This window comes from Limnothrix sp. FACHB-406, assembly GCF_014698235.1.
In the GTDB taxonomy this organism is placed as follows: Bacteria; Cyanobacteriota; Cyanobacteriia; order CACIAM-69d; family CACIAM-69d; genus CACIAM-69d.
This window is the reverse complement of sequence record NZ_JACJSP010000004.1, coordinates 250416-276383: the sequence shown is the minus strand read 5'-3', so window position 1 is coordinate 276383 and position 25968 is coordinate 250416. Positions and strand designations below refer to the sequence as shown.

Annotated in this window: 19 protein-coding genes and 1 tRNA gene; 13 read left to right on the top strand and 7 right to left on the bottom strand. The window is 56.7% G+C overall.

Annotation, left to right across the window (positions count from 1 at the left end; all coding sequences use genetic code 11):
• The first annotated feature begins 126 nt into the window (after positions 1 to 126).
• A complete protein-coding gene (locus tag H6G53_RS06405) occupies positions 127 to 1914 on the top strand; it encodes a chromosome segregation ATPase (RefSeq protein ID WP_190531543.1) in 1788 nt (595 codons plus the stop codon).
• Positions 1915 to 1990: 76 nt separating this feature from the next.
• Here H6G53_RS06405 and H6G53_RS06400 read toward each other — a convergent pair whose 3' ends face one another.
• The 3 genes from H6G53_RS06400 to H6G53_RS06390 form a co-directional block, all read right to left on the bottom strand.
• Positions 1991 to 4450, bottom strand: coding sequence for a VIT domain-containing protein (locus H6G53_RS06400; protein WP_242030716.1), 2460 nt, complete (start codon positions 4448 to 4450; stop codon positions 1991 to 1993).
• Positions 4451 to 4681: 231 nt separating this feature from the next.
• Positions 4682 to 6040: a ribosome biogenesis GTPase Der gene (gene der, locus H6G53_RS06395; protein WP_190531541.1), complete on the bottom strand. Its 1359-nt coding sequence runs from the start codon at positions 6038 to 6040 to the stop codon at positions 4682 to 4684.
• A gap of 113 nt (positions 6041 to 6153) precedes the next feature.
• Positions 6154 to 7050 carry a pentapeptide repeat-containing protein gene (locus H6G53_RS06390; protein ID WP_099533004.1) on the bottom strand — a complete coding sequence of 299 codons (897 nt, stop codon included), beginning with the start codon at positions 7048 to 7050 and terminating at the stop codon, positions 6154 to 6156.
• Positions 7051 to 7712: 662 nt separating this feature from the next.
• On the opposite strand from H6G53_RS06390, the gene H6G53_RS06385 reads away from it, so the two are divergent.
• The 8 genes from H6G53_RS06385 (at position 7713) to H6G53_RS06350 (ending at position 15410) form a co-directional block, all read left to right on the top strand.
• Positions 7713 to 8456 carry a pyridoxine 5'-phosphate synthase gene (locus tag H6G53_RS06385; RefSeq protein ID WP_190353876.1) on the top strand — a complete coding sequence of 248 codons (744 nt, stop codon included), beginning with the start codon at positions 7713 to 7715 and terminating at the stop codon, positions 8454 to 8456.
• A gap of 130 nt (positions 8457 to 8586) precedes the next feature.
• Entirely contained in the window at positions 8587 to 8922 is a 336-nt protein-coding gene (locus tag H6G53_RS06380) for an MgPME-cyclase complex family protein (protein WP_190531539.1), read from the top strand.
• A 296-nt stretch (positions 8923 to 9218) separates the two neighbouring features.
• Positions 9219 to 9872 carry a hypothetical protein gene (locus tag H6G53_RS06375; RefSeq protein ID WP_099533007.1) on the top strand — a complete coding sequence of 218 codons (654 nt, stop codon included), beginning with the start codon at positions 9219 to 9221 and terminating at the stop codon, positions 9870 to 9872.
• Between the two features lie 285 nt (positions 9873 to 10157).
• On the top strand, positions 10158 to 10796 hold the full coding sequence (locus tag H6G53_RS06370) for a sigma-70 family RNA polymerase sigma factor (protein ID WP_099533008.1): 639 nt from the start codon (positions 10158 to 10160) through the stop codon (positions 10794 to 10796).
• Complete coding sequence (locus H6G53_RS06365; protein ID WP_190531537.1) at positions 10793 to 11323, top strand: hypothetical protein; 531 nt, start codon at positions 10793 to 10795, stop codon at positions 11321 to 11323. The genes H6G53_RS06370 and H6G53_RS06365 overlap by 4 nt, the downstream gene beginning before the upstream one ends.
• Before the next feature lie 38 nt (positions 11324 to 11361).
• Positions 11362 to 12027, top strand: a complete 666-nt coding sequence (locus H6G53_RS06360; protein ID WP_190531535.1) for a Spy/CpxP family protein refolding chaperone — start codon at positions 11362 to 11364, stop codon at positions 12025 to 12027.
• A 357-nt stretch (positions 12028 to 12384) separates the two neighbouring features.
• Positions 12385 to 13044 (top strand): YqiA/YcfP family alpha/beta fold hydrolase, encoded by a 660-nt coding sequence (locus tag H6G53_RS06355; RefSeq protein ID WP_190531533.1) that lies wholly within the window; start codon positions 12385 to 12387, stop codon positions 13042 to 13044.
• 74 nt (positions 13045 to 13118) lie between these two features.
• Complete coding sequence (locus H6G53_RS06350; protein WP_190531531.1) at positions 13119 to 15410, top strand: ATP-dependent helicase; 2292 nt, start codon at positions 13119 to 13121, stop codon at positions 15408 to 15410.
• A 301-nt stretch (positions 15411 to 15711) separates the two neighbouring features.
• Here H6G53_RS06350 and H6G53_RS06345 read toward each other — a convergent pair whose 3' ends face one another.
• Both H6G53_RS06345 and H6G53_RS06340 read right to left on the bottom strand, forming a co-directional pair.
• Positions 15712 to 16365, bottom strand: a complete 654-nt coding sequence (locus tag H6G53_RS06345) for a hypothetical protein (protein WP_190531529.1) — start codon at positions 16363 to 16365, stop codon at positions 15712 to 15714.
• A gap of 220 nt (positions 16366 to 16585) precedes the next feature.
• Positions 16586 to 17821: a HetZ-related protein gene (locus H6G53_RS06340; RefSeq protein WP_347343084.1), complete on the bottom strand. Its 1236-nt coding sequence runs from the start codon at positions 17819 to 17821 to the stop codon at positions 16586 to 16588.
• 610 nt (positions 17822 to 18431) lie between these two features.
• Here H6G53_RS06340 and H6G53_RS06335 point away from each other — a divergent pair.
• Positions 18432 to 18503: transfer RNA gene (locus H6G53_RS06335), tRNA-Asn, on the top strand.
• A gap of 284 nt (positions 18504 to 18787) precedes the next feature.
• Here H6G53_RS06335 and H6G53_RS06330 read toward each other — a convergent pair.
• On the bottom strand, positions 18788 to 19729 hold the full coding sequence (locus H6G53_RS06330; RefSeq protein WP_190531527.1) for an ABC transporter ATP-binding protein: 942 nt from the start codon (positions 19727 to 19729) through the stop codon (positions 18788 to 18790).
• 323 nt (positions 19730 to 20052) lie between these two features.
• Between H6G53_RS06330 and H6G53_RS06325 the strand changes: the two genes are divergently transcribed.
• The 3 genes from H6G53_RS06325 to H6G53_RS06315 all read left to right on the top strand — a co-directional run bounded on the left by H6G53_RS06325 (position 20053) and on the right by H6G53_RS06315 (position 24568).
• A complete protein-coding gene (locus tag H6G53_RS06325) occupies positions 20053 to 20196 on the top strand; it encodes a hypothetical protein (protein WP_099533016.1) in 144 nt (47 codons plus the stop codon).
• 104 nt (positions 20197 to 20300) lie between these two features.
• Positions 20301 to 21059: a phycocyanobilin:ferredoxin oxidoreductase gene (locus H6G53_RS06320; protein WP_242030715.1), complete on the top strand. Its 759-nt coding sequence runs from the start codon at positions 20301 to 20303 to the stop codon at positions 21057 to 21059.
• A gap of 1292 nt (positions 21060 to 22351) precedes the next feature.
• On the top strand, positions 22352 to 24568 hold the full coding sequence (locus H6G53_RS06315) for an ATP-binding protein (RefSeq protein ID WP_347343083.1): 2217 nt from the start codon (positions 22352 to 22354) through the stop codon (positions 24566 to 24568).
• A gap of 88 nt (positions 24569 to 24656) precedes the next feature.
• On the opposite strand, the gene H6G53_RS06310 is transcribed toward H6G53_RS06315, so the two are convergent.
• Complete coding sequence (locus H6G53_RS06310; protein WP_347343082.1) at positions 24657 to 25910, bottom strand: MFS transporter; 1254 nt, start codon at positions 25908 to 25910, stop codon at positions 24657 to 24659.
• Between the last annotated feature and the right edge of the window lie 58 nt (positions 25911 to 25968).

Genomic DNA, 25968 nt, shown 5'->3' with positions numbered 1-25968 from the left:
ATCTCTGATTCCCAATGGTGATAACGAAGTTGATTGCATGATTGCGATCCCCGTCGTCTCTCCACTAAGGTTAAAATTCGGGACGCGATCGACTCGTTCGATCCAAACCTTGCTGAGTGCGTCACTGTGATTTCGCCCAAACCTGCTCATCGTTCTTGGTTGGTGCTGTCGGCTGCCATTGGTGGCGCGTTGCTGGTTGTGACGGCCCTGGCGATCGCCCTGTTGTTGCGGGTTCCGGCCTTGCCCAACTGCCCCGCCATCTTTTGGCCGCTGGCTTCGGCTTCCATGCGCCTTTACTGCGCGGAAGTGGCGGCCAACAAGCGGACGGTGCGGGATTTGCTGGAGGCGATCGCCCTGGTGGAGGTGCTCCCGGCAGATCACGAATTGCGCCCCCAAGCGAATCGCTACTTAGTCGCTTGGGTGGAGGAAATTTTGCGGTTGGCGGATGGGGCCGTGCAAGCGGGCAACTTGGAAGAGGCGCTGAAAATTGCTCGTCAGATCCCAACAACGGTTCCCAATCACGGCCAAGTGAAAGCACAGATGGCCGACTGGGAGCGGGACTGGCGGGAGGCAGAAGGCATTTATAACGCGGTGATTGGGGCGATCGACCAACGCAAGTGGGATGCGGCGATCGGGAATGCTAACCGGCTGGTGCGTGGCCCCCTGCGCTATTGGGCAACGGTCAAACACGATGAGCTGCGGGTGCTGATTGCGGAAACGCGCCAGGATGATGGACGGATTCGCCGGGCCCTGGCGCTGGCAAAAGGCGGCAATCCCGATCGCTTTGAGCAGGCCTTTGAACTGCTGCGGGGCATTGAAGCGCGGCGGCGACTGTATCCCCTTGCGCAACAGACGATCGCGGATTTAACGGAACAGGTGCTGACCCTGGCCCAGAAAAGTATCGATCGCGGTAATGGAGAGGCGGCGTTGCGGTGGGCGGATTTGCTGCCCGATCGGGAATCGTTGCGGGCCCAAGCAGAAGATTTACGCAACCTGGCAACGGCGGAAACGGCGGCCAAAGGGGGCACGCCTAAGGATTTGGAAGTGGCGATCGAGGAGGCCAGCAAAATTCCGGAAGGGCGACCCCTCTATGAACGAGCCCAAGCCAAAATTGCCCAATGGCGACGGGACAGCGAAGATGCAGCGCGGTTGGAGCGAGCAAAAGAGTTAGCCCAATCGGGCACGTTAGTAGACCTAACCAACGCCATTTCCCAGGCCCAGGAAATTCCGGACACCAGCGGTTTGGCGGCCCTGGCGCGGCGGGAAATTACCAACTGGAGCCGTCAAATTCAAGAACTGCGCGATCGCCCCCTGTTGGATCAAGCGGAAACCCTGGCCGGTCAGGGGCGTTGGGCCGAGGCGATCGCCCAGGCCCAGCGCATTGAACCGGAAAGCCCTTTGGCCGCCGATGCCCGTCGCCGGGTGGCCGCTTGGCGAGCGGAGTTGGAACAGCGACAGGACGAGCCGATTTTGCAACAGGCGGAGGAGCTGGCTCGGGGGGGCGACCTCGCGGGGGCGATCGACATGGCGAACCAAATTGCCAGTGGCCGATCGCTCTATCGCCAGGCCCAACAGGCGATCGCCCGTTGGCAAACCCAGCGCCAAGATCAACAACAACTCACGGAGGCCCAACAGCTCGCCACCGCCAACAGTCCGGACGGCCTCGTGAGCGCCATCCTGCTGGCCGATCGGGTCAAACGCAACAGCCCTTGGCGGAGTCAGGCTGACGGTAACATTGCCCGCTGGAGCCAGCAGCTTTTAGCTTTGGCCCAACAGCAGGCGGCCAACGGCGACTTACCCGGTGCGGTGGCCTTGGCTCGCCGCATTCCCCGGGCAGCCACCACCTACGAGGCCGCCCAAACCCAAATTAGCGCTTGGCAGCGGTGGATCTCGCCTGCGCCAGCTAGCCCCTAACCTCGACGAAGCCCATCAGGTTACGGTTTTGGCTGTGCAGTTTTGGCTGTGCAGTTTTGGCTATTCCGACATCCCCCTAGCGCAATTCCACTTGCAATTGAAGCGATCGCAAGTTGGTTGGAGCATTGGCCCAACGCAGCAGCACTTGCCGGAATTGGGCCGCTTGCTCGGGGGTCAGGGCACTGGAAACCGTGTCATCCCAAACCACACCCACCACGGAACCGCGTTCCAGGGTGAGGGTAACCACGAACGTCCCCCGCAGATTGGCTGGCAAATTGCGTTTGAGGTGTTGCGTGAGCTGCTCGATCGCCCGTTGATCCAATCCCGGTGCGCTGGCAATCTGCACCGTGGGGCCCGTTGGCAACGGAGACGTAAGATCGCCCTCCACTTCCCCAGCGGGCGGCGGCGGGGCGATCGGGAGGGGCGCGGGTTGCAAGCCGCTGCGGCCACCCGTGGGGCGCGGGGGAGCACCCACCGATCGGGCCGCCTCGGAGCGATCAGATGCGCCAAAGAAGCCTTCATAGCTGGTTCCTTCTGGCAACTCCACGGGAACCGTCACCCGCTGGGTTGAACCATCCGGGTTGACACGCACTTCCTCACTCACGGCCACAAAGGCGGTGTATTGAGACAAAACTCGGTAGGCCAAGGAGGTTTCAACCACCCGATCAATCAGGGATTTCACCTCGTTGCCATAGAGCTGATTCATGAGGTCTTTGATCCGTGACCGGGCCCACAGTTGAGCAATGGCCGGTCGATCGCTCTGACTAAACTCCACCTTGAACCGTTGCTCAAAGGGTTGGTTACCGGCGGTTCTGCCTGTCACAATTAGGGTTCCGGGGGCGCGATCGGCCTTGCGCCCAAAGATCACCAAGGGTTGAGCCGCAAACAGATCCGGCGCGGCGGCCGGATAAAGATCTGGGCCGGGGCCGGGCCCTTCCCAACGCACCCGCACCTCCGTGAGCACCGGGTTGGCAATTTGACGAAAGAATTTTTCCACGGGAGCGTCGGTGGTTTCGTCTTGGCGCACCACTTGCAGGGTTCCGCGTCCCACTTCCGCCAAGCGATCGAGCAAAAAGCGGTTGACGGAACTGCCCACCCCAAAGCTAAACAGCCGATTCCCGGGTTTTAGATTGCGCTGAACGCTGGCGATCACCTCCCGATCATTGCCAATGTAGCCATCGGTCAGCAGCACCACACTCCGCAATCGCCCCGCTTCGGCCGCTGGAAACCGCAATACTTCATCAATGCCCGCTTGCAGATTAGTCCCGCCGTTGGCTTGCAGGGCTTCGATGTAGCCCAAGGCCCGCTGTCGGTTGGCGGCGGTGTTGGCCAAGGGGCGATCGGACAAGCGGGTGGCCGCATTGGCAAAGTCAATGATCGTGAAGGTGTCGTTAGGGTTCAGACCATTGATGAAACGGCGCATCAATTCCTTGGACTTGGCCAACGGCTGCCCCTGTTGGGAACCGGAGGTGTCCATCAAGAACACCACATCCTTGGGCACGATCGCCCGCTGGGGATAGCCAATCGCCGGGATCAGATATAGCCCAAAGAAACCGCCCCGATCGTCCCCTTGGGTGAGCACACTGGCTTGGGTGTTGGCCCCCGCCACCCGATAGCGAAGGATGAAGTCTTTGTTGGGAATTGAGTCCGCTGGGGACAGTTGCACGGCGGTGAAGCGCCCCTTGCCGGTGAAGTCGATTTTGTGGGAGGGCGATCGCACCGCTTCGATCGGCACGCCCGCATCGATCGACAGTCGAAGGCTGATGTCATGGCCCGATCGACTGCCGGGGGGCAACACTGGCGGATTAATCCGCGAACCATCGGGCACTTGATCCGTGCTGCCGTTGGGGCCGATCAGGTTGCCGGGGTTATACCGCGGCCCCACCACCATTGGGAACACAAATTCATAATCCCCCCCTTCAAACTTCAGGGATTCGGTGTATTGAATGGTGACTTGGATCGCTTCCCCGGGACGAATGTTAGCCAAAGATTGGGTGAAGATATTATCGCGCTCTTGCTCCAGCAGTCCTGCTGTGCGCCCCTCTTGGCGGGCTTGCTCATAAATTTGGCGGGCTTCTTCGCGGGTTTTTAAATCTCCCTTAATTACCCGATCGCCAATCCGAATTTCCATATCGTCCACGGCGGCATTTTCCGGCAGTGGAAAGACATAAACCGCCTCCAAAGGGCGATCGAACGGATTGGTAAAGGTCTGTTGCACCGTCACTCGCGACAGGTTGCCGGTCACCTGGGCGGTCACCTCGGTTTTATCCAACACAAACCGATCGAGCGAGCCATCGGGATTGGGGGCATAAAGACCGCCCACCGGGCGATCGGGCTGGGGCGAAACCATCGGGCGGCCCTCCGGAGACATTCGTTGTGTTAACTGAGCAGCGGGAGCAACCGTGGGGCGAGTTATGGCAGTCATGGCATCGGTTTTGGGCATCGATCGCGCCATCACGGGTGCTGACGACTGGACCATCACGCCCCCCGCAGCCAGCACCACCATCCACCCGATCACCGTCATTTGCTTACTCATTTCGATCCCCATGGCCTCACACCGGGCCCCATTAGCAATCCTTCGCCATCCAACGTTTGGGCCCACCGGTCAACGGGCCCAACCAAACTCGACCCGGAACGACTGGCCCTCCTGTTCATGCCTTGGGGGCATTTTGGGGGCGCTGTCCCGAGTCGGGGTTTTGCATGGCTGTACTACTGTTGTAGTGCTTCTGTTTTAGTTCCGCGATCAACGATCGCCCTCCGGATCCGTCTAAACCCTGGTTGCACGGTTTGTGGTGCGTTCTGCGTCGCGGGTCTTTTTGCCGCGCCAGAAGAATTTCACCGGAGTGCCTTCAAAGCCCAATTCTTTACGGAAATGGCCCTCAATGTAGCGGCGATAGTTGTCGTTGAACCGGTGGGGATCGTTCACAAACAGGGCGATCGCTGGCGGTTGGCTGCTGACTTGGGTTCCGTAATAGATCTTGCCCTGCTTGCCTTGGCGGGTGGTTGGCGGCGAGTGCCAACGCAGCGCATCTTCCAACACCTCATTGATTGTGGCCGTGGAAACCCGGCGACGATGTTGCTCAGCGGCGCGATCGACCAATTCCAAAATCTTCGGGACTCGCTGACCGGTCACGGCACTGGTGAAAATCATTTCCGCCCAATCTAGGAAATAGAGACGGCTACGCAATTCCCGCTCATATTCATAGATTGAGGTGGAATCCTTATCCACCGCATCCCACTTATTCACCACCAAAACACAGGCTCGCCCATCATCGGTAATCCGGCCTGCCAGGCGCTGATCTTGTTCCGTGATGCCATCCAACACATCAATCACCAACAACACCACATCCGATCGACGGATGGCCTTGAAGGCCCGATTGATGCTGAAAAATTCTGGGCCGTAGTCGATCATTTTCTTGCGGCGAATCCCGGCGGTGTCGATCAGCCGGTAGCGCTTGCCATTACGCTCCACCATCATGTCGATCGAGTCCCGAGTGGTTCCCGAAATGGGACTGACGATCGCCCGGTTTTCGCCCACAAAGGCATTCAACAAACTGGACTTGCCCACATTCGGCCGCCCCACGATCGCAATGTTCAGCTCCGGTTCCTCCGGCAACTGATCCACAGGCGGCAGGTAGCGAAGCGCCGCATCCAACAAATCTCCCGTGCCGTTGCCGTGAATCCCCGACACCGCGAAGGGTTCACCCAATCCCAATTCCCAAAACAGACTCGCCTGAGCCAAGCCCTGATCCGGTGATTCACACTTGTTCACCGCCAGCAACACCGGCTTCGGTTGGCGACGCAACCAATCGGCAATTTCCCGATCGGCATCGGTGGGGCCTTGCTTCCCATCCACCACAAAAATCGCCACCGCCGCCTCCGACAGGGCCGCCATCGCCTGCTCGCGGATCAGGGGCAAAAACTCCGTGTCATCATCAAACACCAGCCCGCCCGTATCCACCACCAGGAAATCCCGATCGCCCCAGAATGCCGGCCGATAGGTGCGATCGCGCGTGATCCCCGGTTGGTCGAACACGATCGCTGATTGATCCCCCGCGAACCGATTCACCAGGGTCGATTTGCCTACGTTGGGCCGTCCCACGATCGCCACCACCGGAAGAGACATACGCCTCACCTACCGCTCTTTGTTCAAAACCAAACTAGCAATCATAGCGCGATTTGGAAGACGTAATTCACGATTAATTCAGGAATTCTGATAATTCAGGAATTCTTGGCCCGTCACTCGTGCTTGTGGCCATCGGGCATAATCGCCGCCGCCATCAGAGCGCCCTCAAAGGAAGCTGAGTAAAGATTCGCCCGGTGTAAATTGGCTCCTTCCAAATTCGCCCCATGGAATTTCGCTTCTCGCAAATTGGCCATGCTCAGGTTAGCCAACATCAAATTCGCCCCGGACACATCCACCTGGCTGAGGGTCACCTCCCGCAAATCCGCTTCCCGTAAAATGGCATCTCGCAGCGTTGCCATATACAAGTTGGCCCCAATGAGATTCGCCCCAATCAGGGTCGCCTCATCCAAATTGGCACTCATCAAGCTGGCCATGCAGAGGTTAGCCAAGCTGAGATTCGCCATGCGGATATTGGCGCAATATAGGTTGGCCCCCACCAAGTTGGCCAAACAGACGATCGCCAGGCTCAAATTAGCCTCCCGCAGGTTCGCCTCCCGCAGATCTGCCATGCCCAAGTTCGCTTCCCGCAAATCGCAGCGGCTGAGATCCGCCTCCCGCAGCTTAATTCCCTTCAGGTTGGCCGTGTAAAGACTAGCTTCCCGCAAATCAGCTCGGCTAAAGTCCGACTCCCGCACCACACTCATGCACAGATCCGCCCGTCGCAAGGTTGCCTCGCGAAAGTCCACATGACGCATCACCGATTCCCGCAGGTTCACCCCCGATAGGTTGGCCGTGTAGAGGTTGGTTTTGCGAAGGCTGGCCCGCTGCAAATTGGCCCCTTCCAAATTCGCCATACACAAATCCGCATGGCTGAGGTCAAATTGCTGCAAGTTAACTTTGCTGAGATCGGCTTCGCGGAGGTTGGGATAGACGTTGGGGTTGGCGCGTCGCCAGCGGTTCCAAACATCTGCACCTTGCTCGATCAGCACGAGGTGCTCGGGGTTTGCCATCCTGTTGACTCCGGCTCTGAGGACGATGCAGCAAGGTGCGACAGGGAACGAGAAGGGGTTGATCGACGAAATTGAATAGATCGACGAAGAAATTGAATGGTTCTGCCCATTGGACTAAGCATATCAAGGCAATGAAGCCGTTGAAAGGCAACCCAAGGTTGCCCCCGCCTCCCATCGCCCTGTGGTGATGAAAAAGTCTTCAAAGGCTTCCGTGAGCTAGCTGGCTTGACCCGATCGCCCCGCAAATTGGCCAGGAAAGTGGCTAAATCATCCGGATGACCCTTGGGCGATCGAGCAATCAGTTTTTGAAAATAGATGCACCCCAATGCCAAATCCTCAGTTCCCAATGGGAATGGGGATTTTTTTTATGGGTTCGTTGGGTTTCTTGAAACTCGACAGGCTCAAGCTCAGCAGCCCTAGACTCGGAAGCCGTTGCATTAACCCTGAGCTTGAAAGCCCCAGACTCGGCAGGCTAAAACGCAACAGACTTGACCATTGAACCCGAGCAACCGGCAATCCGGCAATCCGTCGTAACTGCCCAATCGATCGGCAACATTCGCTACAATCATCAGTCCAGATGCGTCCACTAGTCTGACCCAGTTCGTTGGTCATTCCGCTAGTTATTCATCATTTTATTCACTCACATACCGGAGACAGTCCCCTTGCTGACCCTCGGAGTCAATATTGACCACATTGCCACCATCCGCCAAGCCCGCCGCACCGTGGAGCCGGATCCGGTGGCCGCGGCTGTTTTGGCAGAATTGGGGGGTGCGGATGGGATTACGGTACACCTGCGCGAAGATCGCCGCCACATTCAAGAGCGCGATGTGCGTCTGTTGCGGCAAACGGTGCGCACCCATTTGAATTTGGAAATGGCGGCGACCGATGAAATGGTGGCGATCGCCCTGGATATCAAGCCGGATTACGTGACCCTCGTGCCTGAGCGGCGAGAAGAGGTGACCACTGAAGGCGGCCTGGACGTGGTGGGGGCGGTCGATCGGCTCGGAGATGTGGTGGAAGCCCTGCAAGATGCCCAGATTCCCGTCAGCCTGTTCATTGATGCCGACAGCAAGCAAATTGAAGCCTCTGCCAAAACGGGCGCGAAATTCATTGAGCTGCACACGGGTCGCTATGCGGAAGCCCACAGCCCCGAAGAGCGGCGCAAGGAGCTGGGAATTTTGGCCCAAGGCGCTTGGCGGGCCCGGGAGGCGGGCTTGCGGGTGAATGCGGGCCACGGCTTGACCTATTGGAACACCTACGAAGTGGCCTGCATTGACGGCATGGAAGAGCTAAACATTGGCCACACGATCGTCAGTCGGGCGGCGCTGGTGGGCATGGAGCGAGCGGTGCGCGAGATGAAGGAAATTTTGCAGCGGGCAGCGTTGGATATAAAGTTTCGTCGCTAGGGGTGCGATCGCCCAACGATTCGATCGCCAGGCCGCTAAAATGCAAAGTCGCTAGCACTTCCGTTGATTGCGCCTGTTTTCAAAGTCCTTAAAATTCCTCTGGTAAACCTGCTACCTCTCCCCAAAACCGATGACCACCTATCACTTCTGTTTGGCTAGCCGTCATTTTCTCCTGGAAGAAGAACCCCTTGAAGAAGTGCTCAAGGAACGGACGCGCAACTATCACGAGCGGGAACAGGAAATTGATTTTTGGCTGGTGGAGCAACCGGCATTCCTGGAAGCTCCTGAGTTCAAGGAAATGAAGCAGCAATGCCCCCAACCGTCGGCGGCGATCATTTCCACCAACCCCACCTTCATCACCTGGTTGCGGTTACGGTTGGAATATGTGGCGACGGGCCAGTTTGAAGCGCCTTCTAAGTCGATTCCGGAACCGTTAAAGTCGTTGGCTCCCGTTTCGGCCAGCTAGGTTCTGCACAAGCGACTACGATAACCAGCGCAAGGCTGAATACCCCCATTGGTCTTGGCCAGGGCTGTGCGTTGGGGAAGAGGGAGGATCCGCAGTCGGATCCTCCCTTTTGGTGTTGATCAGTGATTACTGGCGTTGATCGGTGATTGCCAAGTGTGACGGAATTGGTTTTTAGGTGGAAAGTCCGGTTTTTCACGATCGCTCGGGTTAGGCTTGGGAGACTGCACCCCAGATTCCATTCCTCAGAATCCACCCCTCAGAACCCAACCAACCATCAGAATCTAACCCTCAAACCCATGTTGAAACAGCGGTTATGGCGGCCCCTGTGGCAATCCCTGGCGATCGGAACCGGCCTGGCGGCGATCGCGGCCGGTGGTCTGATTCCTGCGGCCCAAGCCCAAACTCGGGAAGACTTGCCCGAGTGCGAACCGCCCCAGTCCGGTGAATTTTTGCTGTTGGTGCGCCGGGCCAGCCGGGATGTGGAAGATCGGCTTTACACGGCGTTGCCCCAAAATGTATCAGCGGAACCCTGTCGCTATGTGGGGGAAGCGGTGATGCGCTTGGAAGGGTTTCCCTCGTTGAACATTGCCAAGGCTTGGGCCGATTATGTGCGCGATCGCACGGGGTTGCAGGCTTTTGCGATCGAATCGCCCAGCGCGCGGGCGGCGGCGGCCTTTCAGCCCACGGCATTAGGAAATGGCTATGCGGTGTTGGTGAATTATTTTGACGACCCGACGGTGGCTCGCGAGTTACGGGATTTTCTGAGCCGGGATGTGGGGTTAGCCAGCTATGCCGATCGCCCGTATCTGTTGGCATCGAGCAGCACAGACAGCAAGGCGGCGGGCGAGTTGATGCGCCGTTTGAGCGATCGGGGATTCACGGCCATGGTGGTGGACGGTCGGCAAGTGATGTTGCTGCGCCAAGCGATCGCCCTACCGATCGATCGATAAACGCCCCAGGAGAGTTGTTTCAAATTTTCCTCAAACACTCCTCAAAAATTCCCCCAAAACACCTCCCCAAAATACCCCAAAGTCCTTAACCTAAGAGCATCCCAGCCCTTTCGCCCAGCCATTCAACAAACCGTTATTCAAAATCACCCCAAAAACTTTGCCCCAACGCTGAACCTTTTTCGCTAGCCCCCTGTCCAAAGGAGCAATTCAACAGCATTGCGAGCATGGAGGGGCAAACAAGCCGCCAGCAGCAGTGTTTCTAGGATTTCTAGGTTTAAGGGCTGAATGCTGGGAAAGGCTCTCTATGCTCAATTGGGTCGCTGGCAAAGGACGGCGGTTTTGGCGGTGGCCACGGACGATCGCTCGATCGTGCAACGGGCCGCTGGTGGGGACGCGCGGGCCTTCCAGCATCTCTATCGCCAACACCAAGCTCGGGTACGCGCCACGCTCTATTCCCTCTGCGATGCGGATGGTTTAGATGATTTGGTGCAGGAGGTATTCCTGCGGGTTTGGCGAGGGTTGCCGCGTTTTCGAGGGTCGGCCAGCTTTTCCACTTGGCTTTATCGAATCACTTGGAATGTGGCCAGCGATCGGCGGCGGGAGTTGGCCAAAAACCGCGCCCGCCGCTTGGAACCGACGGCGGATCCTGACTTGTCGGAACGGGCGATCGAACAGGCGATCGATCCCCGAACCCAAGACAAGTCCCCCCTCAGCCAACTGCACTACCAAGACTTGGTTCAGCGATCGCTGGCCATCTTGGGGTTCGAGGCCAGGGCCGTGTTGGTGTTGTGTGATCTCGAAGATGTTTCGCAAAAGGAAGCGGCGGAAATTTTGGGAATTCCGGTGGGAACCGTCAAATCGCGGCTCTTTTACGCCCGGGCCCAAATTCGGCAGTTTTTGCAGCAACAGGGGGTGGAACTATGACCGATCGCCCATCTCACCCATCCGATGAGGCTAACGCTCAACCCCGCTCCGGTGGCAACCCCCGCCGGCCTGCCCATCCGGCTGCCGGCCCTTCCGGTCAGGAGGATGTCAAATTGGTGAACTTCTTGCGCCAACATCGCCCCAGCCCACCGCCCGCCGCCCCGGGTCTAGAGCGATCGCTGCTGTTGGAAATTGAGGCCAGCCAACTGCGGGCCGCCCGCCGCCATCGGCAATGGTGGTTAGGCAGTTTGGGGGCGATCGCGATCGGCTGTTGGGCCCTCTTCCAACCGGGCCCGGGAACTCAAACCCCAGCCCCCAGCGTTGCGGAAGCCGATCTCGAAAGCTTCATCAACGAAACCTGGGGCATGACCCTCGCGCCCAGCAACGTCACCACCCAAACGGCCAGCACCGATGACTCGCTGCCCTGGAGTTTTGACCCCCACACCTGGGAAACGGAGCCGACCAAGCTGGTGAATCGATCGCTCTCAGCCATGGCGCTTCCCGATCAATGGACACCTTACCTCTAGCCCCTGATTAATCAGCATCTCTCAGGAGTTCGTCAATTATGAAATTTTGGAACTTGAATCGCCTTCAGATCACCCTCATGGCCATGGCCGCCGTCGCCACCGTGGGAACTGCGGCCCTGGTGCCGTTGGCCAACGCCCAAGCGGGGCCCGATGATGATTGGATGTCGCAAATGGACGATCGCCCCGGCCCGGGCGGCCCCGGCGGCCCAGACGGTGGCCCTCCCGGTGGTCAACGGGGCGGTCGGGGTGGCCCCGGCGGCATGTTGCGCGACCTGAACTTGACCACCGAACAAACCCAAAAACTCGATCAAGTGCGCGAACAATTCCGCAGCCGCATGGATCAACAAAGAACCGCGATCGACACCGTTCGCCAAGAGATGGGCCGCCTGATGGCCGGCAGCGCCAGCGCCGACCAACTGCGCCAACAGCACAACCGCTTGCAGGCGGAAATGCAAAAAATGGGTGATTTGCGCTTTGAAAGCATGTTGGCCATGCGGGAAATTTTGACCCCGGCCCAGCGACAACAATTGGCTCAACGGATGCAGGAGCGCGGGCCCGGCCGGCGACATGGCGGCCCCGACGGCCAGGGTGGGCCCGGCGGTCGAGATCGGCAAGGGCAACCTAATAGTCAAGGTGGCCAGGGCTGGAATCGGCAAGGACAACCCAATAACCAAGGGCAGCCTAATAACCAACGGCCGCAATAGAACCGCAATAGGTTGGTGCTCTCCAATTGATTCCTCAAAGCAATTTTTCTAGGGAAATGACTAGAGAAATGACTAGGGAAATTGCTAGGAATGGCTTCAGAGAGTTTCCCAAAGGTTTTTCGGTCATTTTCCCAGCACCAGCCAACTTCCCAGCACCAGCCAACGCTGCAACCCAATAACCGTGTAGGATCGCCTGTCCTGCGCGGTTTTCTGCTGAGGATTTTCTGCTGCGAATCTATTAAAAATTTGGTGAACATTTGACCAATCAGGGCGATGGCAATGTTGGGATCGTAACTGTGGTGATCACGGCGATCATGCTGCCCGTTTGCTGTTTTTCCTTGGCTTGGATCCAGCTCTATGCGCCATCTCTACCTGCACGGTTTTGCTTCGGGCCCCGGTTCATTCAAGGCCAGGGCTTTGACCGATCGATTCCAACAACATCAAATCGCCCTTGAAATTCCCGACTTTAATGAGGGGGGATTCACCGGACTGACCCTCAGCCGCCAAATTCAGCAAGTGCAAGCCCTGATTAACCAAACGCCGGAGGAACCGATCGGGCTGATTGGTTCGAGCTTTGGTGGCTTGACGGCCCTGTGGCTGGCGGAACAATGCCCCCAGGTGCAACGGTTGGGGCTGTTGGCTCCGGCCTTGGGATTTCCCCAAAGTTGGCACGATCGCCTGTCGCCGGATCAGTTAGACCAATGGCAAAGGAGCGGCCAGTTGATGGTCTATCACTACACGGCGGGGAAAGAGCTGCCCTTGGGGTTGGGCTTTTGGGAAGATGCCCAGCGCTATGATCAGTCCAAGCTTCAGCGGGTGTTGCCAACGGTGATTTTGCATGGGCGGGCCGATCGCACGGTGTCGATCGAGCTAAGTCAGCAGTGGGCAGCGAGCCATCCTTGGGTGGAGTTGATCGAACTGGAAACAGATCACAGCATGGGCGACGCGATCGAGCCAATTTGGCAAACGATCGAGCGATTTTTTCAGCTCCTCAACCCTCCCCAAGCACTCCATTAGTTTTGGGCTGAATAGTTTTGGGCCGAATAGTTTTGGGCCAAATCATTGCGGAAATCACGAGCAAGATAGCCAGCATGGTCATCACCAGCAGTCGAGACGAGATCGCTTGGCAACGGTTACGGGATGGTTTGCGGCCGGGCCAGCGGGAAATTGCTGACTGGGCGGGCGGGCCCTTGGCGGTTTCGGCGGTGCCGGGCGCGGGCAAGTCCACGGGCATGGCCCGAGCAGCGGCCCTGACGATCGCCCGGTTCCAGTTGGACGCGCGCCGCCAATTGGCCGTGGTGACCTTTACCCGATCGGCCGCGGCCCACCTGAAGGCCAAAATTCGCGAATCCCTGCAAATATTGGGCCTCCCGCGCCAGGGATTCACGGTGCAAACCCTCCATGGGCTGGCCTTGCAAATTGCCGGACGCAATCCGGAACTGTCGGGCATGGAGCGCGATCGCACCCTGGTGTCTCCCGATCGCCAGCACCGACTGATCGCCAATGCCGTGGATGATTGGATTACCCAAAACCCATCTCTTTACGGGCTGTTGCTGGAGGGGTTGGAATTTGACGGGGAAGAGGCGGAACGGTTGCGGCGACTGTCCGTGTTGCGAACGGATTTGTTGCCGGAGTTGATGCTAACGGTGGTGCGCGAGGCCAAAAGCTCGGGTCTGAAACCCGCAGATTTGCAGCACATGGGCCAAGCACCGGAGCTGGCCGCCGATCGCTACCCGGGTTTGGCGATCGCGGCGGGTCTCTACGAAGCCTATGAAGCCCAACTGCAACGGCGCAATGCGATCGACTATGACGACATGATTTTGGCGGCTTTGCGGGTTTTGGCGGATCCAGAGGCGGCTAGCCTCTGGCGATCGCGCATCTTTGCGGTGTTTGAGGACGAAGCGCAGGATTCCTCGCCCCTGCAAGCGCGGCTGTTGGAACAATTGGCGATCGACCCGGCCACGAATGCGGTGAACTTGGTGCGGGTGGGCGATCCCAATCAGGCGATTAACTCCTCCTTCACGCCGGCCGACCCAGTATTCTTTCGGCGGTTTTGCGAAGCCTGTCGATCGCAGGGACGGTTTGCCCAAATGGATCGATCGGGACGCAGCAGCCCGATCATTCTGGAAGCGGCCAACGTCCTGGTGCAGTGGACGAACGATCGGGAATTTCCCCGCCTCACCCAACAGATTGGCACTCGATCGGCCCTGCCACCCTTTGAGTTGCAATGCATTCAACCAGCAGAACCCAACGACCCCCAGCCGAACGCCAACCCAACGCCGCTCGGATTGGGGCTGGAGTTGGTGCGGCCCGCCGATATTCACCAATCGATCGCCCAAATTGGCCAACGGGCGATCGACCTGTGGGCCAAGGCCCCCGATCTCAGCTTGGCGGTTTTGGTGCGCACCAATGATCAGGGGCGCTGGGTGGCCAAATCCTTGGGCGATCGATTTGGCGATCGGCTCAATCTTTATGAAGTGGGAGCCAGCGATCGCCAATCCCACGTGCCCGGGGAAATGTTGACCCTGTTGCAATTTCTCGATCGGCCCCACTCACCCCAATACCTGAAGGCCCTGCTGCGGGTTTTGGTCGATCGACAACGAATCCCCACCCAAGACCTGGACAGCCTGGCCGCCCAGCCCGAACAGTTTCTCTATCCGGGGCCATTAGATCCACCCTTGGCAGAACCGGCCCGCCAGGCCCGGCGCATTTGTGCTGGCATTTTGGCCGCCCGGCTGCATTTGCCCCACTATGCCCTCCTGTCCTTTTTGGCCATGACCTTGGGCTACGATCGCGCCGAGCTGGCCACCACCGACAAATTGATCGAAACCCTCGTGCAGCGCGATCGGGGTGACCAACGGCTAGAGACCACCCTGAACAACCTCGCGGAAATTGTCAGTAACGAAACCTTCGCCCCCGTCGAAGCCGAGGAGTTGCCCGAATCCCCCTACACCCGCCCCGGCCAGCTCACCATCATCACCGCCCACAAAGCCAAAGGCCTCGACTGGGATGGGGTCTTTTTGCCCTTCCTCCACAGCGACTATTTCAGCACCGAAGCGCGTGTGCCTTTGCAAATGGAGTTTTTGGGGGCATTTAACTTGGGCGACTGTTTACGGGCCCAAATTCGCGATCGGGTGCATGGAGCCGCCAAACTTCCCCCGATCGCGATCGCCACCCACCAAGCCCGTTGGTTAAAAGTGGCCGAAGAATATCGCCTGCTTTACGTGGCCATGACCCGGGCGAAGCGACTGCTGTGGATGGCGGCCGAACAACAGGCTCCCTTCACCTGGAACAAGCCCGAAAACCTCACCACCAAAACGCCCTGCCCTGCATTTTTGGCTTTAGAGACAGATTTTCCCGAATGCAAGCGATCGGCTCCCTAGCTCAACCGCAACCAACAACCGCAATCAACAACTGCAACCAACAACCGCAACCAATAACCGCAATCAACAACCGCAACCAACAACCGCAACCAGCAATGGAAAAGGGACTGGCCGAAACCAATCCCTTTTCCAAAAACCCTTTTCAGAGTTGTTAGCCAGAGCACTTTGCAGCAGCAAATTTAGAGAGTCTTGAGACCGGATCTAAACTCCGCTGCTTCACTCCGCTGATTTAGACTCCGCCAGCATCGATCACGATTCGGCGTTGAAACCGAATGCAGCAACCAGAGCAGGAGGGGCTAATTTACCACAGACCTTGAATCGGGCCCGAGGGAACCATCGGCGCAGAAGGAGCCACGAACGGACGTTGCTCAACCACCACGTCACGGCACTGACGATCCATGCTCACGGGGGTGGCGCGGCCGATGAACTGACGGCACACGGCCTTGCCGGAAGCATTCAGCACAATATCGCGCGACAGCTCTTGGCCGTCCTTGTTGTAGATGAACACTTCGTTACCGGTCAGGTCACGAATCAACACAGGGCCAGCCTTCAAGCACTCTTGCACTTCGCGCGACCAAGCTTGGAAACGCGAGTTGCAGATGCCCCGGTGAATATCGAGGTCTTCGAAGGTAATTTTGTTGTCGCTGTTGCAATCACCAAATTGGTGAATCTTGTAGCGATCGGTGATCGGGGTGCTGGTGGTGATGCTGCTCTCTTTTTTCAGCGAGAGGTCGATCGGGAACTCAAAGCTCTTGCGCAGAGCTGCACCGGTCGGATCGGTCACCACGCGCAGGCGAGGGCCATCGTAGTAGGTTCCATAGACCACCTCTTGAGCAAGGCTTTGCTCGTGGTAGTCAACTTTGATGTGGGGGTTCAACGCAGGCGCAGCTTGGGCCACCGTAGGCACGCTAGCCGCCACCAGGGAAACCAAGCCCCAAAATGCTTTCGATTTCATAGGTGCTGTGGGTCTTTCTCGTCGGTTGGAAACGAGCATACCGCTTTGGCGGCAGCCCGCAGGGTCGGTGGTGCGGAGCTTCCAATTACTCTAACAGATTGCCTGAAGTTGACCAGCCAACAAAAACGGCAGGCGCGGGGCCTGCCGTTGAATTTCGTCGTTACCGAAGGGGCTGAATTCCTGAGCGATCGGCCCCTAAGGAGGGAAATGGGTCGATCGCCTAGGCCTCTTGCAGCAGCGTTACTTCACCGTTGCGCACTTGCCAAGCAAAGGTCAGCAGCTTGAACCAGCGTTTTTGTACCTGTTTGGGGGTGCAGCCGATCGCCTTGCCAATGGTTTTTTCGTCTTTTTGAGCTTGCTTCAGTTGCACTAGTTGCTGTTGCTCGGGGGTCAGTTCCTCCCAAAACAAGGTCCACAGCGCACCGGACATCCCTAGGCGATCGTCCACATCGGCCCCGAGCCACTGGTGAACCAATTCCCAGTTGTGCATCCGGGAAAAGCGCTCCACATGATACTTAAACCGTTGTTGCAAATAGTCCCGCTGGCGAGGGCTGAGGCCCAACACTTCGTCAATTTCCGGGGCAGACAGGTCTTGCATTTTCAGGGCCAGGTAATCCACGCAGTCGTGGTGACCTTGGTTGCGCAAATAGTCCACCAGTTCGTTCAAGATTCGATCGCGCAGGACAGCTTCCGCCGGGTCGATCGCCTCCGAAACCATCTGCTCGCGCACTTGCTGCACGGCGCTGCTGCGGGCATATTGTTCAGCCTCTTCGCCTTTGCCCCCTTCCACGGCCAATTCCATGTCGATCGCCACTTCCGGCGGTTGGCGACGGGCAAAGCTTTTCGCCCGCAGCACGATCAATTGTTGGTTGCGGCAACCGGGCAGGGAAATGCGGCGCTTGGCATATTGCTCCGCGAAGGAGAGATATTCAGCCAACTCCAGCCGGGTGCGAGGTTGGTAGGTCTCAAGCAAGTCGTTTTCCCGCCGAAAGGCCCGCAGGGATTCGATGTAAAACGCTTGCATGAAATCTTCAATCAGGGTGTAGCGAGCCTGGAAGCTCAGTTCCGCTTGGGCCGGAGCAATGTAGCGATAGACCATGGCGCTGAGGGTGCTGTGCAGTTCCACTCGGCCACGCTCGGAGCCGCGCTTATAGTAAGCCAGGCACTTTTGAAGCCGGTGACGAGCCAAGGACAGGGCCCAATCGTCCACTTGACCGGAAGCTTGGATGCGATCGCTCTTTTGGCAAACACGGCTGACTTCGTTCAGGATGCGCTCAACTGTGGCGATCGCTCGGGTGGGCATTTGTCCCACCGAATTCATCACCTCATCCAACAACATCTGTACTTGGGCGCTGGCATCGGCGGGGGCTGGCACAAGGCTGAGGGCAACGGTCGCGGCGGGAACGGGGCTGGAAGGGCGGCGGACTTGGGGGGCGGTGGCCAGTTGAGCGTTCACGATTCTTACCTCAGGATGCACAACACAACGGTGACGACGAAGGTTGTCGGGGAAGCGCTTGGGAGGTGCGTTTCTCTTGACAGCTTCACTCTACGGAGCTAGCCCCATTGCCGATCGCGCGTCTGTGTCACTGGCTTGATCGCAATCGGCCCCCTGTTTCGGGGCGATCGACCATAGCAGACACCTAAAACGCCCAAGAGCAGACGGGATAAAGCTTGTGGCGATCTGTTTCCGAGACTATCCAGCTTGGCAACCGCCCCTGAAACCGTCGCTTTCCTCAGCCAGTTGACCAACCGGATCGAAGCAGCGCATTTTTGAGGATGGGGTTGCGGATTTGCCGGGTTGCACAATCCTCCCTGCCAATGTTTCGGGCAAGGGGGCGAGGATCCGGATCTGCGCCGCCGAATCCTGGAGTATTCAAGCCAAGAGCCGCTCGATCGCCGTGGTTCAAAGTGTTGTGCGCTCGGAGGATGCCGGAATCGTCAAAAATTCCCCGAAGTTTTCCGACCGCCTCGCAGACCCCAAACAGCAGCATTCAAAATTTCTTGAGCAATTCGCTTGACAAACCCTAGCTGCGGCGATTATCTTAGTTTCCGCGTTGGACGCACATTCCTCAGTAGCTCAGCGGTAGAGCGGTCGACTGTTAATCGATTGGTCACAGGTTCGAATCCTGTCTGGGGAGTTTCTAAAATTTTGAGCGCCGTAGGGGTTGGGTCTCCCAACCCTAACCCGGGATATCGCCACAACCCTGTCCACCCCTGGGAACACCCAAGGGTCACGGGAACTGGGCGGGGAGACCCCGGAACTGGGCGGGGAGACCCCGGAACTGGGCGGGGAGACCCCGGAACTGGGCGGGGAGACCCCGCCCCTACGATTGATTGGTTTGAAGAACGAGATCATCAGGGTTTCAGGCGATTTGATGACAGGCCCTAAGCTCCTTGCCCCGAGGCCCAGCAATCGCAACGGCTAACTGGGGCGAACCTGTCGATCGCGGATCAGGTTCATGAAAAAATCCTCCAGGGAAGGGCGTTGAAGGTTCAAGCTCAGCACTTGGGCTTGGGCCTGGTCGATCGCCCGCAGAAACTCAGCCGGATCGCCCTTCAGCAAACCGCGCCAGTGATCGCCCTGAAAATCCGCCTCCGTCAGCCACGACGCGATCGCCTCCGGTGTCCCCCCTCGGCCCACAACACGATAGGTACTGCTGGGGCCCAGTAGTTCATCCAGAGATCCCACACAGAGCAACTCCCCCTGAGCCAAGATAGCCACCCGATCACACACTTGCTCCACATCGGAGAGGATGTGGCTATTGAAAAAAATCGTTTTGCCGCGCTCCTTCAGAGTCAGCACAATTTCTCGAAACTGATGCCGCCCGATCGGGTCAAGGCCCGACATTGGCTCATCCAGAAAAATCACCTCCGGATCATTGATCAGCGCTTGGGCCATGCCCACCCGCTGCAACATGCCTTTGGAATATTGCTTCATCAGTTTTTTGCGGGCCGCCGTTTCGGACAGTTGCACCCAATCAAGCAGTTCCACGATGCGCTTTTGGGCAACGGCACGCGGAATTTGAAACAGGGCCGCCGCCTGCTCCAAATATTCCCAACCGGTGAGGTGGTCATAGAAATAGGCATTTTCCGGCAAATAGCCCACCCGCTGCTTCACGGCTCGATCGCCCAAGGGCCGCCCCAGCACCGTGCCGCTCCCGACCGTTGGGTTAGCAATTCCCAGCAGAATTTTGAGCAGGGTGGTTTTGCCCGCCCCGTTGGGCCCCAACAGGCAAAAGGTCTCGCCCGATCGCACCGCCAAGGACACGCCCCGCAACGTGGTGACCAATTGATTGAGCCAAAAACCAGTGCGGTAGGTTTTGCGAATGTTGTGGGCTTCAACAATCCAGGATTCCAGTTCCATAGCAACGCAGCAAGGTTAATGCAGCAAGATCAAAACAGTACGGGCCAAGGCAACAGAGGTCGATCAAAACGGGATGCATCCAGATCCAAGCCAATGCACCAATTTTGTCGCAATCCCCATTGTGCTGTTCATGAACCCTGTGGATGTGGGTTTTGCATTGGGTTGGCAGACGATCGCCCTTGGCCCGGCGAGCCTTAGACTGAAGAATACACAAGGCCCCGGTTGGGCCCATGATTCGGGACACTGAGACTTTCAGCACCCCAGCCAACTCGGTCAATTCCGAAAATACCGCGAAAACACCCTAAACCTTGCGAGGAACCCCCATGACCCGATCGAAGTGGGTAGCCATTGCCACTGGCGCAATTTCGTTGCTGTTGGGGGCAATTTATCTGATTGTGGTGCAGATCTTAGACAGCCGAGAAATGGTTCCAGCGCCCATTTTGGAATGGTTGCCTATGGGGTTTTAGGGCGCTTTATTCATCCAAACTTCAGTCATCCCAAGCTCAATCACTCAAACTTCAGTCATCCCAATTTCAGTTCATTCAAATCATTCAAAAATTCAACAATCATCATGACTTCTGAAATGTCTTTAGAAGCGCCTATCAAGCCAGGTTCCTTGCGCGATCGACTGCATCCCACCATTACCGCCGTTGCCAACGCGATCGAGCAAATTTGGCAATCGGAATTGACCCTGGAACCCTACCAAATGCCCGAGGATTTGGGGTATGTGGAAGGAACCCTAGAAGGCGAAAAATTAATTATTGAAAATCGCTGCTACCAAACTCGCGAATTTCGTAAAATTCACCTGGAATTGGCGCAAGTGGGCAGCGCTTTGGATATTTTGCATTGTGTCATGTTCCCTCGATCGACCTTTGCTCTGCCCATGTTTGGATCTGATTTGGTGGCTGGACGGGGGCAACTGAGCATGGCGATCGCGGACTTGTCACCCGTTATGGACGATCGCGCCTTGCCCAGCCCCTATGACCAAGCCCTCAGCGCCTTGCCGGAATTGGTTTTCAGCCAAGAACGAACATTCCCCAGTTGGGGCACTATTTTTTCCGCTCACTGCTTGTTTGTGCGGCCCGAAAATGCCCAGGAAGAAGCACAAATTGTGACCCGCATTGGTGATTTTTTGCGGCTGCATTGTCAACAGGCGATCGCCCTTTCTCCCACAGAAGATACCGCTGAAATTGCCGCCATTGAAATGGGTCAGCGGCGCTATTGCCAACAACAACTGCAAAACGATAAAACCCGCCGCGTGTTGGAAAAAGCCTTTGGAGCCGATTGGGCCGATCGCTACATGACCACTGTTCTTTTTGACGTTGTATAGGACGTGATATAGCCTGCGATCGGCTGAATATCGACTGAATATCGGCTGAATATCGGCTGAAGTAGGCGCAGGTTTGCCCAACCTAGACTGAACTCGCTGAACTGGACTTGCTGAACTGGATGTTTCGTGAACCCATCTTTCAGCCCAAAGTTGAGCTAATTGCCCGAAAGTCAGTCCCTTGAACCCATCTTCACCCTGTGCCCAGTTGCCCCCAGCATCTGGGTTCAGTTGTTTGGGGCGATCGCCTGATTCGTCAACGGGCCGGAAGCCAACCCAAAAGCTTCCCAGGAGCATGGGCTGAAGGGCAATACCGGAGGAACCCGCGAGATCGAACCAGCACCCCAGCGGATTCTGGCCAGGTTGCCGGATCGGCGGGGATCAATTGGTAAAAGTAAGCGATTCATCATAGCTATCCCCTAGATGCCTCGATGAATGACTTCCATGGTTTGCTCTTTTAGGGGCGTTGAACCGGGGCTTATTTTCTGTCTATGCCTTCGATCAATGTGCCAATATCAGCTTCTTTTCGATCACGGTTTTCTAGTCAAAAAAGACCGCTATTTCTTGAAATTGAATTGTTTTCCCTGAAAACTTTCTGAAATTTCACCCAACTTAGATCGAGTCCACAGGGGAAAGTCCCAATTTGCAGCTCGTCTTAGACCAATTCAATGCACTTCTTGAGATTTTCTTCATAAAACCGATGAATGCGTCTACTTTTGCATGTTTTTAAAGAAAACTTATAAAATTTTAGGGGATCAGAGCTTTCTCAAGAGTTTTTACATTTTTTTAAATTTCCATACAGGTTGTGACAATCTTCGCCACAATACAATCAGCGTTTATTGCTTTAAATTTGCGAAAAATCTCACAACCAACCATTGGCCAAGCTTCAATCTAGCTTTCTCAATCGATTTATAGGAGGATAGTTTTACATTCAAAGCCGTTACATTCAAAGCAGCACTGAGAAATGATGAGTCGAGAACCACCAACCTTGGTTAACTCGGTAATCCTTCCCATTTTCAATCCGCTCATCCTTTAACCCAAAGACTCATAGCGATCGTGATGGATGGAGATTAGCATCATTTCTCAATGCATCTTTGATCTGTTTTGATCGGTTTAAAGGTGCTGAAAAGATACCGTTGGGTTCATTTTCTTTGATTTCGATTTCGACTTGATCCGATTGCGACTCAATTTCTTACTTAATCTTTTTAGACTCCCATCATTGGCATTGACCAGTGAGACTTGATTGTTTTAACAACAATCTGCGCAATGCTTCCATTTCTTCTCAGCTCTAAACCATGCATGATATCGCGCAAAGCCCTGCTATCCATACACTCCTCAGCAAGATGCCAGGGGTTGCTTATCAGCTCCTAATGGATCGTGATGGCCGATTGTCATTTCTATTTATTAGTGAAAGCTGCCATCGACTATTTGGTCTTTCGGCAGAGGCAATCATGGCCGATAGTCACTGTTTGTTGTCGCGCATTCATAGCCGCGATCGCCGGGCTTTTCACCGATCGCTCCAGGCAGCCGCCCGCAATCGATCGTCCTGGTTTTGGCAAGGGCGATTTGATGGTCACCAACATCAAGAATGTTGGGTTTATGCCACCTCAGAACCGGAGCTATTGGCGGATGGTTCGATTTTGTGGCATGGCACTTTGATGGAGGTGAATTCCTTCAAGCAAGCAGAATCTCGCCTCAAGCGATCGCGCAAAACCGTACACAAGGATCGGATGCGCTATCGCTACGCCCTGGATAGCACCAGCGAGGCGGTGGCGTTGGTTGATACGGAGGGGCAACCGATTTATCACAACGGGGCTTTTGCGCGGTTGTTCCAGGTGGATGAGCTATCGACGCTGGTGGCGGCGGGGGGCATGGCGAGTCTTTACGCCCAACCGCAAACTTGGCAGGCGATCTATGACTTGGCGCGATCGGATCGCTCTTGGGTGGGCGAGGTGACCATGAAAAGCACCCGTGGGCAAATGCTGACGATTTTTTTGCGAGTCAGCCCCATCCATGATGCAGATGGTTCCTACATGGGTTGTGTCAGTTTGTTTTCGGATGTGACCCTGAAGCGGCAGGCGGATCAAGAACGCCGTCAACTGGCCGCGCTGGTGGAAAACAGCCCGAATCTCATTGGCATCACCAGCCTGGATGGCGAAGTTTTATATATGAACGGGGCGGGCTTGGCCCTGGTGGGGTTGCCTAATTTATTGGCGGCTCAAAATCACCAGCTCATGGACTTTTTCGCGGTGGAAGATCGCCCGATCGCGGCTGGACTCATTCACCCGATCGCCCTCCGGGACGGCACTTGGAGCGGGGCTTTTCGGCTGTGGAATCTGCAAGCCCAAAGTTATATTCCCGTTGATTACACCATTTTCGTCATTCGCCATCCCCAAACGAATGATCCCCTCTGTTTAGGGGTCATTGCGCGGGATGCGAGCGATCGGGAAGCGGTGGAAGTGGCCTTGCGGGAATCGGAAATGCGGTTGCGGCAACAGGCCAAAGACCTAGAAGAAACCATTAGCGAATTGCGCCACACGCAGGCTCAACTGATCCAACAGGAAAAGATGTCGAGCTTGGGCCAATTGGTGGCGGGTGTGGCCCATGAAATCAATAACCCCGTGAACTTTATCTATGGCAATTTGGATCATGCCAAACGATATGCCATTGATTTGCTCGATTTGATTTTGCTTTGTCGGGAATATTTTGACTTTGAAGCAATTCAGCCGATCGCTGAGCATCTAGAAGACATTGATTTTGAATATCTCAGTCAGGACTTACCTAAACTATTTACTTCCATGAAAATGGGAGCCGATCGGATTAAAGCCATTATTAAATCCCTGCGCACTTTCTCGCGAATGGATGAATCAGAACTGAAGGAAGTGAATCTGCACGATGATTTGGAGAGTACTCTGACCATTTTGAATCATCGATTGCGGGGCAGCGATAAACATCCCCCCACGCAGGTGATTCGCAACTATGGGCATCTGAATTTGGTGGAATGCCACCCGGGCCAACTCAATCAGGTGTTTATTAATATCTTGGCCAATTCTTTGGATGCGTTAGAAGATCGCTATCAGGTTGAGGGGAAGAATTTTCAGCCGCAAATTGTGATTTCCACTCGCCCAATTTTGGATAACCATTGGGTACAAATTTCCATTTCGGACAATGGAGCGGGGATCCCCGAATCCATCCGAGCGCAACTATTTGACCCGTTTTTCACCACAAAAGCAGTCGGCCGGGGAACGGGGCTGGGATTATCCATTAGCTATCAGGTGGTGACGGAGCGACATCATGGCCGCCTGCTGTGCGAGTCCCAGGAGGGATTGGGCAGCACTTTCACGATCGAGATTCCCACCCGCCAATCGAGCTACCCCAGCCGGGGCCCGGAACGACGCTCCACGGCGATCGCCCATCGATCGCCCCAAAACGGTTCCGCCACTTCCTCCACTCCACCGATCGCGGCTTCACCTTCGGTGCTCAGCACCCGCCCGGAGTCCTCGTCGGATTGAGTTCTGGGCTGGGTGCTGATGGGGTGAGGGTTGATTCAGAGGCCGGGTTAGGCCAGGAATCCAGGGGTTAGATCACGGCAATTGGAATCTAGTGGAATTCCGAAGGGCTGAGGGCATAGACATCCGGCGATCGCCCAAAGGCGAACCGGATCGATCGCCCCACAGACTTGCTCGACAAGGTGATAAACATCATCAACGCCACCAAAGCCAACCCAGAGGCGATCGCGAACAACACCCGATAGCCCAAGGCATCGGACACGGCCCCCAAACCGGGCCCGGCGATCGCAATGCCCAAATCAAACCCCAGCAACACCAGGGAAAAACTGCGGCCGCGCTCGTGGGCAGGAACCCGATCGGACACCAGGGCCACAATCGAGGGAATCAGCAACCCAGCCCCCAGCCCTTCGAGCAAGGCGGCTACGATGAATCCCGCCACGGATTCCGCCTGGGCCAGCAAGCCCATGGACACCACATAACAGACCAAGCTGAGAGTGATGAACGCACCGCGGCCCAGACGATCGGACTGTTTGCCCGCTAAAAATCGGGCGCTGAAGCTGGCCACGGCGGCGGCGGTGTAGAACAGGCCGGGAATCAGGGCCACGCGGCTCTCCACAATCAAGAGCGGCACAAAGGTGCTGAGCGTGCCAAACACCAGCCCGATCGTTAGCATCACCAGGGCTGGAGTCCGCAGAGCGGGCGTGGCCAACTTGGCCCAAAAACGCTCCGCACTTTCGGATGAGCTGGCGGCAGGATCCTCCGCTGGGGGAGCTGTTTCTTGAATAAAGCTCATCCCGATCGTGGCGGCCGTCCCAAAGCTGGCGGCCACAATGAAGGTGGGCCAAAAGCCATAGGCCGTTTGCAAATAGCTGCCCAGGGCCGGGCCGATCGCCACACCCACCGGCTGAGTTAGGGTCATGTAGCCAATTAGCTCCCCTTTTCGCTCCGGAGGAGACAAATCCACCACCAAAGCGCTGTAGCCGGTGGTGAAGGCGGCAATGCTCAGTCCATGGAAAATGCGCACCAACATCAGGAGGGGTACGGAGGTGACCAAGCCGTAGCCGATCGGGGCGATCGCCGCCACCACGGTTCCCAGCAGCAACACCCGCCGCCGGCCTTGGAGATCGGCCAACTGGCCCAACTGCGGGCGCGACAACAGCAGCCCGATCGCGAAGGCTCCCATCACAAGCCCCACTTGGCTATCGTTGCCGCCCGTTTGACGCACATATAAGGACAGCACCGGCAGTTGCGAGGCCATGCTGCACCAAAACAGGAAGGCCGCCCCCGCTAAAAACAACAAATTCCGCCGACTGTGGGCCGGCAGCGATCGAAACAGCGATAACACGGCAACTTCAGGTGCTTACACGCTGGCGATAGGACTGATCATTGTAGCGAATGTGACA

What these genes read in the sequence shown, in the direction of transcription:
- H6G53_RS06380 (WP_190531539.1), top strand. Translation starts at nt 8,587, where the DNA reads ATGACCACCTATCACTTCTGTTTGGCTAGCCGTCATTTTCTCCTGGAA.
- H6G53_RS06320 (WP_242030715.1), top strand. Translation starts at nt 20,301, where the DNA reads ATGACTTCTGAAATGTCTTTAGAAGCGCCTATCAAGCCAGGTTCCTTG.
- H6G53_RS06370 (WP_099533008.1), top strand. Translation starts at nt 10,158, where the DNA reads ATGCTGGGAAAGGCTCTCTATGCTCAATTGGGTCGCTGGCAAAGGACG.
- der (WP_190531541.1), bottom strand. Translation starts at nt 6,040, where the DNA reads ATGTCTCTTCCGGTGGTGGCGATCGTGGGACGGCCCAACGTAGGCAAA.
- H6G53_RS06345 (WP_190531529.1), bottom strand. Translation starts at nt 16,365, where the DNA reads ATGAAATCGAAAGCATTTTGGGGCTTGGTTTCCCTGGTGGCGGCTAGC.
- H6G53_RS06350 (WP_190531531.1), top strand. Translation starts at nt 13,119, where the DNA reads ATGGTCATCACCAGCAGTCGAGACGAGATCGCTTGGCAACGGTTACGG.
- H6G53_RS06325 (WP_099533016.1), top strand. Translation starts at nt 20,053, where the DNA reads ATGACCCGATCGAAGTGGGTAGCCATTGCCACTGGCGCAATTTCGTTG.
- H6G53_RS06365 (WP_190531537.1), top strand. Translation starts at nt 10,793, where the DNA reads ATGACCGATCGCCCATCTCACCCATCCGATGAGGCTAACGCTCAACCC.
- H6G53_RS06400 (WP_242030716.1), bottom strand. Translation starts at nt 4,450, where the DNA reads ATGAGTAAGCAAATGACGGTGATCGGGTGGATGGTGGTGCTGGCTGCG.
- H6G53_RS06330 (WP_190531527.1), bottom strand. Translation starts at nt 19,729, where the DNA reads ATGGAACTGGAATCCTGGATTGTTGAAGCCCACAACATTCGCAAAACC.
- H6G53_RS06315 (WP_347343083.1), top strand. Translation starts at nt 22,352, where the DNA reads ATGCATGATATCGCGCAAAGCCCTGCTATCCATACACTCCTCAGCAAG.
- H6G53_RS06360 (WP_190531535.1), top strand. Translation starts at nt 11,362, where the DNA reads ATGAAATTTTGGAACTTGAATCGCCTTCAGATCACCCTCATGGCCATG.
- H6G53_RS06355 (WP_190531533.1), top strand. Translation starts at nt 12,385, where the DNA reads ATGCGCCATCTCTACCTGCACGGTTTTGCTTCGGGCCCCGGTTCATTC.
- H6G53_RS06390 (WP_099533004.1), bottom strand. Translation starts at nt 7,050, where the DNA reads ATGGCAAACCCCGAGCACCTCGTGCTGATCGAGCAAGGTGCAGATGTT.
- H6G53_RS06375 (WP_099533007.1), top strand. Translation starts at nt 9,219, where the DNA reads ATGTTGAAACAGCGGTTATGGCGGCCCCTGTGGCAATCCCTGGCGATC.